Below are 14,800 nucleotides of genomic sequence, written 5' to 3' on the forward strand. Positions count from 1 at the left end.
TACCGTCAAGAGTTAAAAAACAAGAATAACGATAGAACAAGAAAAATTGAGGCAATAATCCAAAATCTTACTACCACGGTAGATTCATGCAAGCCACTTAATTCAAAGTGGTGGTGAAATGGTGCCATAAGAAATACTTTTCTATTAAACAATCGCCTAGAAATAAACTGAATAATTACAGACAAAGTCTCACAAACAAAAACCATAGAAAGAATAAAAAATATAACCTCTTGGCGAAAAATTATAGCCATGGTACCTATGGTAGCTCCCACAGATAGAGAACCAATATCGCCCATGAAAATACGGGCTGGATAAGCATTGAACCACAAAAAACCTAAACTTGCTCCCATCAAGGCAGTACAAAATACCAACAACTCGTTCAGCCCTCCAACAAAGGACAAAAAATCTAACTGAACTGTGTGGAAATAATTAACTGTTCCTGACAAAATAGCAAAAAACAAAGTTGCAAAAATTACAAGAACAATCGCTAAACCATCTAACCCATCGGCAAGGTTAACAGCATTAGCAGAACCAACTAAAACGAAATAACTTAGCACACAAAATCCCACAACGTTTCCGGGATATTTAAAAAAACCGCCATATGGAATATAAAAATAAGCAAATATATTAGTCGGTAATTTTCTAGATAAAAAAAATATCAATCCTATTACAGCAACTGCTAAAAAAGACTGTGCTAAGTACTTCTGCACAGCAGATATACCTTGGTTGAACTTCATCTTTTTGTAGTCATCCCAAAAGCCTATCAGTCCAAATGACCATAAAACAAACAGCAAGAGACGAACAAACACATTGCTAAGATCAGACCATAAAAAACAAGATAAGGTTACAAAAAGAATTATAAGAACACCTCCCATGGTAGGAGTTCCATCCTTACTATAGTGAGAAGCAGGTCCAGATCTACGAATACTTTGGGTCATTTTATGTTTTCTAAGAAAATTCACAAATGGCTTTCCCCAAATAATAACCGCCAAAAAACTAGTCAAGAAAGAGGCAAACCCGCGAAAAAATAAGGTACTATCCCAAAATGGCGACGGCAAAACCAGCATACTTTTCTCCCTAACAAATTAGTTCTGCCATAACTCTTTCCATGCCCATAAAACGTGACCCCTTGACCAGAATAACCGCATCGTCAAGAATAGAATCTTTTATCACTGATACCAAAGCCTCTACAGTATTGCAGCATGTAGCCCCGTCACCAAAATAATCAGACATACTATGAACTGAGCGACCTAACAAAAATAATTTACTAACACCTTTAGAACGAGCATAACAGGCAATATCTCTATAAAAGGTTTGTAAAAAAGGTCCCATTTCAGCCATATCGCCCATAACAAGCAACTTTCTTCTTCTGGGTGATGACATTAATACATCGATAGCAGCGCGTGTGGAATCAGGATTAGAATTATATGTATCATCAATCAGTTCACTACCATAAATACCGCTAAAGAAGTTCAGGCGCCCGGCAACTGGGTATACCTTAGATAGGGCTCGGGCTATAACTTCACCACTAACTCCTAAGGCTACACCCACAGAAAAAGCTGCCATAGCGTTGCTAATATTGTGCTCTCCTGCTAAGTGTAGATAAACCCTATAGCATCTGTTATGGTAAAAAAAATCCACTGTCTGGCATCTGCTATTACGAGAAATTAAGGTAGACGATACATGACTGTTATGTTTGCGCCCAAACCAAACCTGATTGCGTGGTCCAGCCTGTCTTACATACAAAGGGTAAAAATCATCATCGTGATTAATAATGCACGTACCATTTTCTGGAAGCATCTCATATGCCAAACCATTCTCTCTAGCGATAGAATCCAGGGACTTCATAAACTCCATATGTTCATGCAAAGTATTAGTAACTACTGAAACAGTTGGGCTGGCGGCTAGTAAAAGGGTAGGCATTTCTCCAGGATGATTCATTCCAAATTCTATAACAGCAGCACGGTGTCTAGGATTGAGATTAAACAGCGTCTTTGGTATTCCAATATGATTATTAAAATTTCCACATGTAGCTAAATAGTTGTCCTCACCAAAAAATTCCGTGAAAATGGCAGAAATCATGGAGCGTACAGTTGTCTTGCCATTACTTCCAGCAACACATACTAAAGGAATAGAAAAATGCTGGCGCCAGTAGGCTGCCATGTGCAGTAAAGCACGATTGGTATCGGGAACAACAACAGCTGAGGAACCAGATGGTAAGCTATCCAGAGAAGAAACTAGAAATGAGCGTATACCTTGTTTATGAGCACCAATAAGAAAGTCATGGCCATCAAAATTATTACCCTTGAGTGCAACAAACAAGGCCTCTGAAGATAAATACTCACATTTACGTGTATCAGTTTCAACACCGCAGAAGAACAAATCCTCCCCATAGCACTTCCCTCGTAGAACAGAAGCTAATCTAGACAAAGACATCTTAATCACAAATTATTCCTTTCTCTAAGCGCTTTAAGAGCCACAACCTGATCTGAAAATGGATATCGTACTGAAGCAATTTCTTGGTAATTTTCGTGACCCTTTCCCATTATGATTACAGCGTCACCAATGTCAGCAGACAAAATAGTATTAACAATTGCATCATGACGATCAGGAATAACTGAAACAGAAGAATCTTTTATATTACAACCGGATAGAATATCAAAGATAATTTGTCCTGAGTCTTCTCCCCTGGGATTATCTTCCGTGATAACCACTTTATCAGCAAGCGAACAAGCAATTAGACCCATCTGAGAGCGCTTAGAACGATCACGTTCACCACCACAACCGAAAATACAAATTAGTCTTTGATCATCACGAAGCCAACCTCTAACCATCTTTAAAACTGCAGACATAGCACCAGGAGTATGCGCATAATCCACCCAAACTAAACAATCATCCGTATCCTGATGAACTGGTTCGAAACGTCCGGGTAAAGAAGGTAAGTTAACAACATGCGGGAAAATATTTTCCCATGATAATCCATGCGCTACCATAGTTGACAAGACAGCTAAAAAATTGTAGAGATTATGCTGACCACGTATAGGGAGTACAATGGGCGTTGCTTCGCCAAAAATCGATATTTTACACCTAATACCCGCATCATTTATTACCACTTCAGATGCTGATATGTCATGGTCAAACATTGGATCAAGACCAAAAGTCACTCTTTCCTTATTGCAAACGTGATGTGATGAAAGTAGGTATTGACCGAAGGGATCATCACTATTGATTACAGCGCAATCAAAATCACGTTTAAACAATAGCTCCTTAGATCTTGCATAGTTATCTCTATTTTTGTGATAGTCCATATGGTCAGTATGCAAATTTGTAAGAACAGCCACATCAATATCTATGCACTGCAGTCGATCTTGTTCTAAACCTATAGAAGATGCTTCGAGTGCAACATGTGTAATACCTTGTTTTTCAAAATCAGATAAGTAATCGTGCAAAGTTACGGCGTTTGGTGTTGTTAAGCCGTGAGGAAATAACCTTCCAGGATATCCCCATCCAAGAGTGCCAATAGAAGCCCCACGATAGCCACACTTGCCATATAAGAACGCCAGCCATGATACAACGGTAGTTTTACCATCCGTGCCAGTTACAGCAGTTATATTCATCCTAGATGAGGGGTTGTTGTACACATGGCAAGCAATTTCCCCTAAAGATGACACAATGTTAGGGTGTCCAACATTAGGACATACCAGCCCTCTGGGCCAAACAAAACCATCCACATTTTCATAAATAACTGCAAAACACCCTTGTCCTATCGCTTCACGCAGATAGCACCTGCCATCAAAAACCAACCCAGGATAGGCCAGAAAAACGTCACCTGCTCTTACTTCTCGTGAATCAGTAACCAATCTTCTAACAGAAGATACGCCTTGAAAAAGCAATTGCTCAAAAATTATATGAACACTCATGAACAATCACTCGATAATACCGGATGGATCATCCCTATCAGGAGAAACAATAAAACGACGCAAGGCAGAAAGCATAATGGAGTGAAAAACGGGAGCCGCAACACTACCACCATAGTGATTAACCCCCCTTGGGTCATCAATCATAACACCAACAACGAAACGTGGATGTGACAACGGTGCAAGACCGACAAAAGACGCTACGTAACGATGCACATAGTGCCCATCGCGTACTTTATAGGCTGTGCCAGTCTTGCCTCCAACACTATAGCCATCAATTCTTGCCTGCAATGCGGTTCCACCACTTTCAACAACAGTAGCCAAAATTTTTAGCATCTTGTTAATTGTTTCAGCAGAAAACACGAAACGACCAATGGCAGCTTTATCAGTTTTAAGAATAGTTAACGGGATAATCTGACCATGACGTGCAAAAACAGTGTATGCCCGCACTAATTGTGCAAGGGTTACAGAGATTCCTTGGCCGTAAGAAATAGTCACCTGCTCAATCGGTCTCCACTTACTATCATCTTTCAACATGCCAATTGCCTCACCGCCAAAGCCTACTCCAGTAGCTCTACCAAAACCCAAATTCTGTAACATTTTACCCATAGAAGAGTGATCCAACATAAGCGCTATCTTAGCCATACCAACATTGCTAGATTTTTGAACAACTTGCGTTACAGTCAAATGATCTGAGGAATGCATATCTGAAATTCGTACTAATCCCAATCTAAAGTAACCTCCATTGGTACTAATAACAGTGTCTGGAACAACCTTGTGCTGTTCTATTGCTAATGATACGGTAAAAGGTTTCATCGTAGATCCTGGCTCGAACATATCTGTGAAGGCACGGTTTCTAAAGCTAGACCATTTGAAGTGACGGCGATTATTGGGGTTTAGTGACGGCACATTTACCAAAGCTAATATTTCTCCATTCAACGTATCAACAACCATTGCTGATCCAGCAATGGCATTAGTTTCTCTCACTTTTTCCAGGAGAACATTGTATGTTTCTTCTTGGAGATTATGGTCGATAGAAAGTACTACATCCTTACCCTGTACTGGTACACGTATTGCTTCAACATCATCGACAGCACGTCCCTTCCTATCCCTCAGGACTCTCCTAGAACCTGAGGTACCACGAAGTGTCTGCTCAAATAGCCTCTCTACACCCTCTTGACCACTATCGTGTACATTATTTATCCCAATAAGTTGGGCTGAACTCTCCCGTGCTGGGTAGTATCGTTTGTAGTCTCGTTGTAAATAGATACCCGGAATATCAAGATCTGCAACCTGACGTGCGATATCGGGGAGCAGACCTTTCTTTATACATACCCAGTCGGAGTGAGAATGAAGCTTTTCCTTCCAAAATGAACCCGTTATCTCCAATAAATCCCATAAAGTACTAATTCTCTGCTGCCTACTAAGATCATCCTTGAAGTGAGCCATTAAAAACTCAGTGGGCGATAGCCACACAGACCTCACAGGAACACTCATAGCTAGAACAACACCAGATCTATCCAAGATTCGTCCCCGGATGGCTGGTATGTCAACAACGTGACTACTTATCTCTTGTCCCTTTTTTAGTAAATAATGATCAAGTACTGCTTGCAAGTAGATAGCACGCACTAGCAAAATAACAAAACCTAAAAAAAAACAACCCTTAATAAAGTTAGTGCGCCACCGCGACAATTCTCCAGAACCTTTCCTACACTTCTCAAAATTTAACTTCACGCTTTGTCTACCACTTTAGGAAAAAGTCTTACTGTTCTGGTATTTTGCGGAGTAACCAACCCTAATTTTCTGTTAGCAATCTTTTTAAGATTAAAACGCATGCTGTAATTTGTCTCTTCTAACTGCAATTGTGCAAAACGAACATCTAAATCTCTAGCTATTGATTGTTGCTGGGTAATTGCAAAATACAACTTGCGTGCCTGATAACGAGACATAACAAGTCCCACAGAACTTAATAGTAATACAACTACTAACACTATATCTAAAGGACCAAACCGCACGCATCACGCCCCTATATTTTCTCTGCCACTCGCAAAATAGCACTACGAGATCGTCTATTGTCTCTAACCTCTGCAGCACTAGGACGAAACCGCCCTATAAATTTCATAGATGGCACAGGTAACTCACATTCTTTCAGAGGAAGGAACCTCGGAACAACTGGATTAGCTAAGGACGAAATGAACCGCTTAACAATCCTATCCTCCAAGGAGTGAAAACTTATCACAATCAACCTTCCACCACTCATCAAAATACCACTTGACTGCGCAAGAACAGAACTCAGTTCTTCCAGTTCCTTATTAATATGAATTCTAATAGCCTGAAAGACACGAGTCGCTGGATGCTGCCCCCTATCTACATAAGGTATAGCATTGGAAATTATATCTGCAAGTTGCTTGGTAGTTAATATGGCAGACTTTCCCCTTTCTACGTCGATAGCATTCGCAATTCTTTTAGCAAATCTTTCCTCACCGTATTTACGAAAAACTGATTCCATTTCAGGAATTGTAGCAGCTGCAATCCAGTCAGATGCAGACTCCCCGGTAGAAGTCATTCTCATATCTAGAGGACCATCTTTAGCAAAGCTAAATCCTCTGCTGGGGTCGTCGATTTGTGGACTACTAACACCAAGGTCGGCAACTATATCTGACACTTTTTCGATCCCCAACTCCAGTAGGCGATTGCTCATTTCGCTAAAACGGGAATTTATAAAAGTGAACCTAGTATCATCAACTTGATCTGCTAATTTAGCTGCATCAGGATCCATATCGAATGCAAATAGTCTTCCCTCTTCAGGTAGTATTGACAAAATTGCCTTACTATGGCCGCCCCTACCGAAAGTGGCATCTACAACCACAGGAGGATGGCAGGTAGATAAGTTCTCTAATACAGAATGACACAAAACTGAATTATGAGTATATTGATTACTCAAGGGTATAAGTCTCCAATATCTTAGGATAGAAAATGGATAAGATTGTCCTACGCAATCTAGTTAAGAAGGCTTTTGTAGGATTGTACGACTATGAACGATACCAAAAACAAACGATCTGCATACATGCAACGCTTCACTTACAAATAGCGGAGCATACCAAGTTTTCATCAAAGCCTGAGCTTGATTACTCTGATGTTGTATTTGGAATTAACAAAATATTAGACGAAGAACGGTTCTTATTAGTAGAGGGGCTATCACACCGCATATTGGGCTACTTATTTGAGTATAGTCCCATAGATGCCGTGCACCTGCAAGTATTTAAGGATCGTCCAATAGAAAACATAGACAGCGTAGGAATAGAACTGTTTAGGACAAGACAAGAATTTATGTCCAAAAAATGTGATCAAAATAGGGTCGTTGTAGTAAAGTCACACGCTCCGGATCCTAGCATAGCAACGGATATTATACAAATCCTCATAGAGAAAAAACTGATAGCGTGTGGTACACTTCTCCACGAATCTCTCACCACCTATTGTTGGGAAAATCAGACTCATACCCAGAGGGTTTTCCCTTTTGAGCTTAAAACCGTCGCAAGTGCTCTACAATCGGTTAGCCTTGTGATAAAGCAAAAGCACCCGGATATAGTGCCAGAAATAATAGTGCTCCCCGTTTCTAATGGCCTGGAGTCGTATCTGGAGTGGGTACAAAAATCTGTGGAGGCATTTTGATGAGAAAAATCTGGCTAATACTACTCATTTCCTTCGCATTTCTCACTTTGGAATGTAGCACCGTTTCAGCCGAAGGTCTGGAAAATCTTACTTTTGGCGATAACTCCTCTAAGATTTTGTCTCCGGGAAAAGCCTTCAAAGTCCAAATTTATAAAAGTGGTGACACCATAAGAGTGCATATTGAGCCTGGGAGCGGAGTGTATGTATACAAGAATAGTATAAGCATATCTGTAAGACCATCTAGAGCCGCAACTATAGGCTCTCTTTACTTGCCTGCCACTTACTCTCATATCAAAACCAGCTCTAATGGCTCTGAAGAGGTATATGAAGAGCCCGTAGTAATAACTGCAAAATTACTAAAATCTAGTAAGCAAGCATTCACTATTTTTGTTAATTTAAAGGGGTGCTCATCAGCTGGTATCTGCTACCCCCCTCAAACTTATACCATGCATGTAAACAGTAAAACTGACATGCATGTAAACAATAAATCCTTATTAGCTAACAATGCTACAAAGTTTTGTGAATCAGATAGCCCCTCAGACAAAGACGGGGACTCTGGAAAGTTTTTTCATGGATTGGAAGCAAACAACTGGCTATATACTCTGCTGCTAATGTTTGGTTTGGGCATAATGCTAACGTTCACGCCCTGTGTTTTTCCCATGCTACCTATAATTTCATCAATTCTTGTGGGTCAAACTAAACTGTCTAGGTCCCGTAGTTTCTTCTTATCACTAGCCTATACCTTGGGCATGTGTACCACCTACACAGTAGCTGGAATAGTATCTGCACTCAGCGGAACACTATTAGCCGCATGGCTACAAAGTCCAGTTGTCCTATCAATTTTCGCTCTCATTATGGTGGCGTTATCATTGTCTCTATTTGGAGTATTTGAAATAGGAATACACTCCAAACTGTCTACTAAAATTTCCTCCATCAGTAACCGTCTTGAAGGTAGTACGTATAGCGGAGCTTTTGGTATAGGAGCTCTATCGGGTCTAGTGATAGGGCCGTGTATAGCTCCGCCCCTAGCTGGAACATTGCTGTACATAGCTAAGACAGGAAATATGTGGATTGGGGGTACTGCCTTGTTTATGCTTGCATTAGGCATGGGAGTACCTTTAATAATAATTGGCATATCTGCAGATAAGATACTTCCCAAAGCAGGTGTGTGGATGGATAAAATAAAGCAAATTTGTGGTTTTTCTTTATTAGGATTAGCAGTATACATAGTATCTCCCGTGATCCCTCCCGTCTGGGCAACCATAGGGTACACACTTGTTGTTCTCGCATGTAGTGTATGGATAGGGTTCTTTGATGCTGGCACTCCTGCTCCTTTACGCTTTGTGGGTCTTCTATGTTTGCTGTTTGGTATCGGCACGGGTTCTCAGTTATTAACGAGCGACTTTGCTGCAACTAAATCAGAAACTTCTATCGCACCTTACTTTACCCCTATCAAATCAGTGGAGCAGCTACATCAAGTGATAAAGCACCACCGCAAATCTCCAACTTTTATCAAAATAACTGCAAAGTGGTGTTCTTTGTGTAGAGAAATGGAAAGAACGACATTCCGTAATCCGGAGGTTATTAAAAAACTGGATAAGTTTGATAAATTCATTATCGATGTTTCTGACAACAATGCAGAAGATAGAGCCATGATGAAAGAATACGGAGTCTTCGGACCACCAGCAATGATTATATATAACAAAAAATACGGTGATTCTTACGAAAAACTCATCGGCCTACACAATAGCAGCAGTCTATTAAAATCACTTAGTAGTAGTAAGTAACTACTTTTAGTTACCAGCTTATAGGATGAATCCATTAAGAGTACGTGCTTGATATGCACATATCTAGTGTCTAACATCTTATTTCGGGCATATAATTTTTCTATAGCTCTTGATTTAGGAAAAATGTTCCTCCTATATACCTTATATAAACTGTTTACTTATGTTACGTACAAATTAAACCTTGGCTAAGTAACTTAGCACACTGAGGAAAAATATAAATGATCACCCATAACGGTCTTGAACCTATGGATAGTGTTCCTGAGGAGTACGCTCATGCATTCTATGCACCTCTAGAGAAAGCATACCGTAAAGAGAATATCCATCGCGAGCATTTGCTATCGAATTCGAATAGTGCACCTGAGTTTGATTTACCTCCAACAGTTGAGATATTTGCTCTAGACGGATTTTCTCAAAACAGGGAGGGTGAAGAAGAAGAGGAGGAGGAAGAAGAAAAGAGTGAATCTGATGGTGAAGTGCGGGTATTATCGCAAAAATCTAGTATAGGGGTCATGAGTGGGATACGGGAAGTAATGCCCACAGTAAAAACCAAGATAAGATCTAGTAGATACAGGGTTATAGGCCTACATTCTCTATTAGTTTCCCACCTAACGGTAGACAGCACGCTATTAGTGCTAGTAGAGTCGGTGGCATCTGCTTTCCTCTCCTTAGGGCTAACCGCATTCAGGATTGCTCCCAGTAAAATGCGTGGGTTACCAGCTACGTACAACATGTGTATGTGCCACATAGCAGCTACATCATTTTCTATTTCCCATTCATTAGATGTACAAGACTCCGTATTGCCTAATTGTGATGTTGAATAAGCATAATCAATATAAGCAAACAAGCACTTGTTTTTGTTTAGTAATTATTTTTCGCAAGAGCAGGCATTCACATTTGCTCGTTTCTTTTTACTAACTCACTAAAAGATTCACAAGCTGCCTCGTATGTTTTATGTAGTGCATCATCGTCGTGAACAATCGACATAAATCCAGCTTCATAAGCAGACGGTGCAAAATAAATGCCACGGACAAGCATACGGTGGAAAAAGTACCTAAAATCACGTTCGCTACATGACTTAACTTCTTCCAAAGATGTAGGGATACTATCCTTAAAGTACATACCAAACATACCACCCACACTCTGAGCAGAAAAATTTTTATATCCAGAGTCATATGCTGCCCTTAACATCATAGCAACAAATTTTTTTGTTTTATTAGAAATCTCATCAAAAAAACTGGGAATAGAAAAAATCTTTTTAAGAGTAGCTAGTCCAGAAGATACAGAACTTGGATGTCCTGACAATGTCCCTGCTTGGTATACATTACCAACTGGGCTAAAGCTATTCATTATAGACGAGTGTCCACAACATACTGCCAATTGGGAACCACCACCGACAACTTTACCAAGAATTACAACATCGGCCTCTGTACCCCAAAAACCCTGCGCACCTTTGCTATGAACACGAAATCCAGTCATAACTTCATCAAAAATTAATACTGAACCATGCTTAGTACACAAAGAACGTAAAAGCTTAATCCATTCCAATGAAGGAACGACCAAATTCATGTTACCTGCGATAGCTTCTACGATACAACAAGCTATGTTAGAACCATAATCATCAAAAACTTTGTTTAAAGAAGAAACATCATTATATGGTAGTACAATGGTCTCAGACGAACACATCGCGGTAACACCTGCTGAGCTTGGAATACCGAACGTCAGTAAGCCTGAACCTCCCTCTACCAAAAGACAATCTACATGCCCATGGTAGCAACCAGCAAACTTTAAAACCAAGGTTCTTCCGGTGTATCCACGGGACAACCTGATAGCAGACAAAACCGCCTCAGTTCCTGAGTTAGTCAAGCGCACCATCTCAACTGACGGAACGTACGCACACAAAAACTCAGCCATTTCTACCTCTAGTGCTGTAGGGGCACCAAAAGAAAAACCAGTATCTACTACTTTATGGAGGGCAAGTCTTACATCAGGGTCAGAGTGTCCCAAAATTAATGCGCCCCAAGAACACACGTAATCAATATATTCAGCACCAGTCTCATCTATCAACCTGCAACCATCAGCGCTCCTGAAGAAAATCGGATCACCCCCAACACCTTTAAAAGCTCGCACAGGAGAATTAACACCTCCTGGCATAACCTTTTGCGCTCTATCCCACAAACTGGCATCTGCATCTGTATAACTATGCATTACGTACTCTCCAATAAGGTATAAAGCAATAAAATACCATCTTACACACGATATACTCTGATAAAACCTGGTATCTTTTTCAACAACAAAATCGATTCTTCATATCTATCAGGGTTTGTCTCCCAAACAACATATACAACTAAAACATCGCGGTGCAAGTTAGACAAAAATTTCGTTATTCTACCTTGATGTCGAGAAAAAACATCCATGAGCTCTTTTAGCACATTATCTGAATTGATAAATTCCATTTTAAAGCTATATGGCCACGACAATCCCATCAAATGCATAATTTGATTGCAATGTACCGGTACCGTACGCTCGGGATTTTTTTCACAAATTTTAAGCAAATTAGGACAATCACTCCTATGTATAGAGACACAGTAATCAGATGTTATAAATCCCATCATTTCATCCGATGGAATTGGATGACAGCAATTAGCCAAACGTGTAGATAATCCAGATACTCCCATAACAGAAAAATCTAAAGATGTTTTTTTAGACAACTGCGGTACTGCACAAATGTTAACTGCATCCACCTTACTACTGTCTTCAACTAGGGAACGCCACATCTTGGGGGATATATCACCGTTGTATGCAGCCCTGTACAATAATTGAACATCTGAAAAACCCAATGCAGAGGCTACATCTTCAGATGTGATATTGCTAAGCTTATATTGTGCTATCTTCTTAGAGAATACTTGCTTACCTTTGAAGAAAACATCGTCGCTCACATCATCAATATGGTGGAAGTAATGTTTTATTTTGGAACGCGCTCGATTACTTACAGAATACACTGGTGAATTTCCCAGCCAATCACGAGAAGGACCACCTTGCTTAGATGTCATAATCTCAACTTGTTGGCCTGTATCCAAAGGTGTATCTAGGGAAACAATTGATCCATCAACTTTTGCTCCCCTACACCTATGACCGACCTCAGTATGTAACGCATACGCAAAATCAATTGGCGTAGAGCCTCTTGGTAAGGAAATAATCCTTCCCTGAGGAGTAAAAACGTATATAGTCTGATTTAGTTCGGCACGCTGCGTATAATCAGCCCACATAGGCTGTTGGGCCAAGTCGTCACGCCAGGTAAGCAATTGCCTAAGAAGTGATATTTTTTCACCATATGAAGAAGTTCCAGAACGCTCCTTGTAGAGCCAGTGAGAAGCTACACCAAGCTCAGCATTTTTATGCATATCAAAGGTCCTAATTTGGACCTCCAAATTTTTATCCGCAACAACTTGAACAACAGTATGCAAGGATTGATACAAATTACTCTTAGGTTGCAGAATATAATCATCAAATTCCTTAGATATTGGAGCCCATAGGCTATGCACCACGCCTAAAACCATGTAGCAATCACGCACTGATGGAACTAGTATTCTGATAGCGTGAATATCGTATAAATCATGAAAATCCAGATTTTTATAGTTCATCTTATTATAGATACTATATATGTGCTTAGGACGCCCATAAATTTTATAGTCCATTTCCTCCTTAGATAAGATGGCACTCAGGCTATCTATGCAGTACTGAATAAATAGCTGCCTTTCTTCTCTCTTAGAACTAAGCTTATTAACTATTGATTGGTAGAGTTCTGGCTTATAGAATCTAAAAGACAAATCTTCAAGTTCCCACTTAAGTTGCCAAACTCCAAGACGATTTGCCAATGGTGCAAAAATGCTCAATATAACTTGCGCGAAACGCTCGTGAAATATACTCTTGTCAGTAGTTGTTAAGTAGCGTAGTGTTTGCAAATGAGATGACAAAACGATGATTACGACTCTAATATCCTCAACCAATGCTAGTATCATTTGACGAAAAGATTCCGCGTGCATAAGTTGAGAACTTGGTTTTTGTAGATCATCATATCGAAAAAACTTTATACGTAATACTCCTAATACTCCCTTGAGCAAAGAAAATGTACCTGGATCGACTAAGTCTACTAGCTTGTTTAGGTCTACATCTGGGTCATCAGATAAAGCAGGTGACAAAAACAGGAGCGATGCGTACACTACCTCCTTGCCCAAACCCAACTTAGCAGTAATAGCTGCCACACCATAGGCATGGGATAGAGCATTCTCTCCAACTAGAAAACAGCTCTTTTCAGCCAAAATATGATGAACTAATTTCTCAATTTCGGCGAGAGACTCTCCATTGTCATCTCCGAGGGAATTAATAATACTGGAGCGAAGCGTATCTATATCAAAAAAACTCTTCTTTTTATCCGACATGGTCAGCACCATACCCACTACCACCCATAATGCATAGAATACCTAATCAGATGATAAATGTATTACTATCTTGCCAACAGACTGATAATCCATTAGAAGTCTATGCGCTTCCTCTACTTGACTAAGCTCAAATATTTGATTAAGGCACACTGTCTTAGGTAGCAAAAGACCGGATTTCCACTGAGTAGCAAGCCAGTCCCTGAGAATTTTTACAACATTTTGAGGCTGAGAACGCATAGTCGCTCCACGCAATGTTACCTGCTTAAATAATATTGGAGCCAGGCTGATATTACTAGGATGAGCACCTGATAAGAAACCAACAATTAGCCATGTACCATATAAATTTATAAGCTTAGAATTAGCAGTAAAACAAGAAGCCCCTACAACATCAAAAATAACATCTACTTTGCTACTTTCATCAATCAAATGTTGTATCCAATTATCATTGTTGCGAAAAAAAACTTTTTTCTCATCAATTATTGATGATATATCGCATTTCCTTTCAGATCCGAGAGTACCCCATACATTGGCACCTACCCATTGTGAAAGCAAAGCTGCTGCTCTACTCACATTGGACATAACGCTATGTATAAGAACACGGTCATTACTAGACAAAGGCCGTATATAGTGCAAAAACAAAGCGGCTGTAAACCAAGCTTCTGGTATGCCGGCTGCTACAGATAAAGGAAGATCAGATGGAATAATTAGGCAAGACTCACATGAACAAACAACATATTCAGCATAACCACCTCCATTTACCAAAGCGCAAACTCTTTCACCCAACCATTCTTCTCCAACATCTTCACCAATAGCATCAACAATACCAGAAACCTCCAGACCCATAATTGGATTAGCACCATGGGGCGGCCGATACACACCGCGCAATTGGTATACATCTGTACGATTAACACCAGCGTATGCAACCCGAATGCGTAGCTGACCTTTTTGAGGAGAAGTTACCTCTCCACGAAGCAGTGACATTTCG

At 40.1% G+C, this 14,800-nt stretch carries 12 protein-coding genes; 3 read left to right on the top strand and 9 right to left on the bottom strand.

What is annotated here, in order from left to right:
* Nucleotides 1-5: 5 nt before the first annotated feature.
* Genes mraY through rsmH form a run of 6 tightly spaced genes read right to left on the bottom strand, consistent with a single transcriptional unit; the run spans nucleotide 6 to nucleotide 6,861 of the window.
* A complete protein-coding gene (mraY, locus tag A6733_RS01920; RefSeq protein ID WP_092401829.1) occupies nucleotides 6-1,067 on the bottom strand; it encodes a phospho-N-acetylmuramoyl-pentapeptide-transferase in 1,062 nt (353 codons plus the stop codon).
* Between the two features lie 10 nt (nucleotides 1,068-1,077).
* Nucleotides 1,078-2,436, bottom strand: coding sequence for a UDP-N-acetylmuramoyl-tripeptide--D-alanyl-D-alanine ligase (locus A6733_RS01925; protein WP_242641480.1), 1,359 nt, complete (start codon nucleotides 2,434-2,436; stop codon nucleotides 1,078-1,080).
* A 5-nt stretch (nucleotides 2,437-2,441) separates the two neighbouring features.
* Complete coding sequence (locus tag A6733_RS01930; RefSeq protein ID WP_092460321.1) at nucleotides 2,442-3,920, bottom strand: UDP-N-acetylmuramoyl-L-alanyl-D-glutamate--2,6-diaminopimelate ligase; 1,479 nt, start codon at nucleotides 3,918-3,920, stop codon at nucleotides 2,442-2,444.
* Nucleotides 3,921-3,926: 6 nt separating this feature from the next.
* Nucleotides 3,927-5,651 (bottom strand): peptidoglycan D,D-transpeptidase FtsI family protein, encoded by a 1,725-nt coding sequence (locus tag A6733_RS01935; RefSeq protein ID WP_092401820.1) that lies wholly within the window; start codon nucleotides 5,649-5,651, stop codon nucleotides 3,927-3,929.
* The gene (gene ftsL, locus A6733_RS01940) at nucleotides 5,648-5,932 is read right to left on the bottom strand and encodes a cell division protein FtsL (protein WP_092401817.1); all 285 of its coding nucleotides are present in this window, start codon (nucleotides 5,930-5,932) and stop codon (nucleotides 5,648-5,650) included. Before ftsL ends, A6733_RS01935 begins: the two co-directional genes overlap by 4 nt.
* Nucleotides 5,933-5,943: 11 nt before the next feature.
* Nucleotides 5,944-6,861, bottom strand: coding sequence for a 16S rRNA (cytosine(1402)-N(4))-methyltransferase RsmH (rsmH, locus tag A6733_RS01945; RefSeq protein WP_092401814.1), 918 nt, complete (start codon nucleotides 6,859-6,861; stop codon nucleotides 5,944-5,946).
* A gap of 32 nt (nucleotides 6,862-6,893) precedes the next feature.
* Here rsmH and cutA point away from each other — a divergent pair, with 32 nt between their 5' ends.
* The 3 genes from cutA to A6733_RS01960 all read left to right on the top strand — a co-directional run bounded on the left by cutA (nucleotide 6,894) and on the right by A6733_RS01960 (nucleotide 10,197).
* Nucleotides 6,894-7,589: a divalent cation tolerance protein CutA gene (cutA, locus tag A6733_RS01950; RefSeq protein WP_092401811.1), complete on the top strand. Its 696-nt coding sequence runs from the start codon at nucleotides 6,894-6,896 to the stop codon at nucleotides 7,587-7,589.
* Nucleotides 7,589-9,376 (top strand): protein-disulfide reductase DsbD, encoded by a 1,788-nt coding sequence (gene dsbD, locus A6733_RS01955; RefSeq protein WP_092401808.1) that lies wholly within the window; start codon nucleotides 7,589-7,591, stop codon nucleotides 9,374-9,376. Before cutA ends, dsbD begins: the two co-directional genes overlap by 1 nt.
* Before the next feature lie 218 nt (nucleotides 9,377-9,594).
* Complete coding sequence (locus tag A6733_RS01960) at nucleotides 9,595-10,197, top strand: hypothetical protein (protein WP_092460323.1); 603 nt, start codon at nucleotides 9,595-9,597, stop codon at nucleotides 10,195-10,197.
* Nucleotides 10,198-10,264: 67 nt separating this feature from the next.
* Here the strand turns inward: A6733_RS01960 and hemL are convergent, their stop codons facing one another.
* From hemL to A6733_RS01975, 3 genes are read right to left on the bottom strand one after another with little or no spacing between them, the layout of a single operon-like run.
* Nucleotides 10,265-11,581, bottom strand: a complete 1,317-nt coding sequence (gene hemL, locus A6733_RS01965; protein ID WP_092411221.1) for a glutamate-1-semialdehyde 2,1-aminomutase — start codon at nucleotides 11,579-11,581, stop codon at nucleotides 10,265-10,267.
* A gap of 41 nt (nucleotides 11,582-11,622) precedes the next feature.
* Nucleotides 11,623-13,815 (bottom strand): RelA/SpoT family protein, encoded by a 2,193-nt coding sequence (locus A6733_RS01970; protein WP_175330577.1) that lies wholly within the window; start codon nucleotides 13,813-13,815, stop codon nucleotides 11,623-11,625.
* A gap of 42 nt (nucleotides 13,816-13,857) precedes the next feature.
* A complete protein-coding gene (locus A6733_RS01975; RefSeq protein WP_176696096.1) occupies nucleotides 13,858-14,796 on the bottom strand; it encodes an alcohol dehydrogenase catalytic domain-containing protein in 939 nt (312 codons plus the stop codon).
* Nucleotides 14,797-14,800 lie beyond the last annotated feature (4 nt).

The organism is Candidatus Ichthyocystis sparus (assembly GCF_900078745.1).
GTDB lineage: Bacteria > Pseudomonadota > Gammaproteobacteria > Burkholderiales > 2013Ark19i > Ichthyocystis > Ichthyocystis sparus.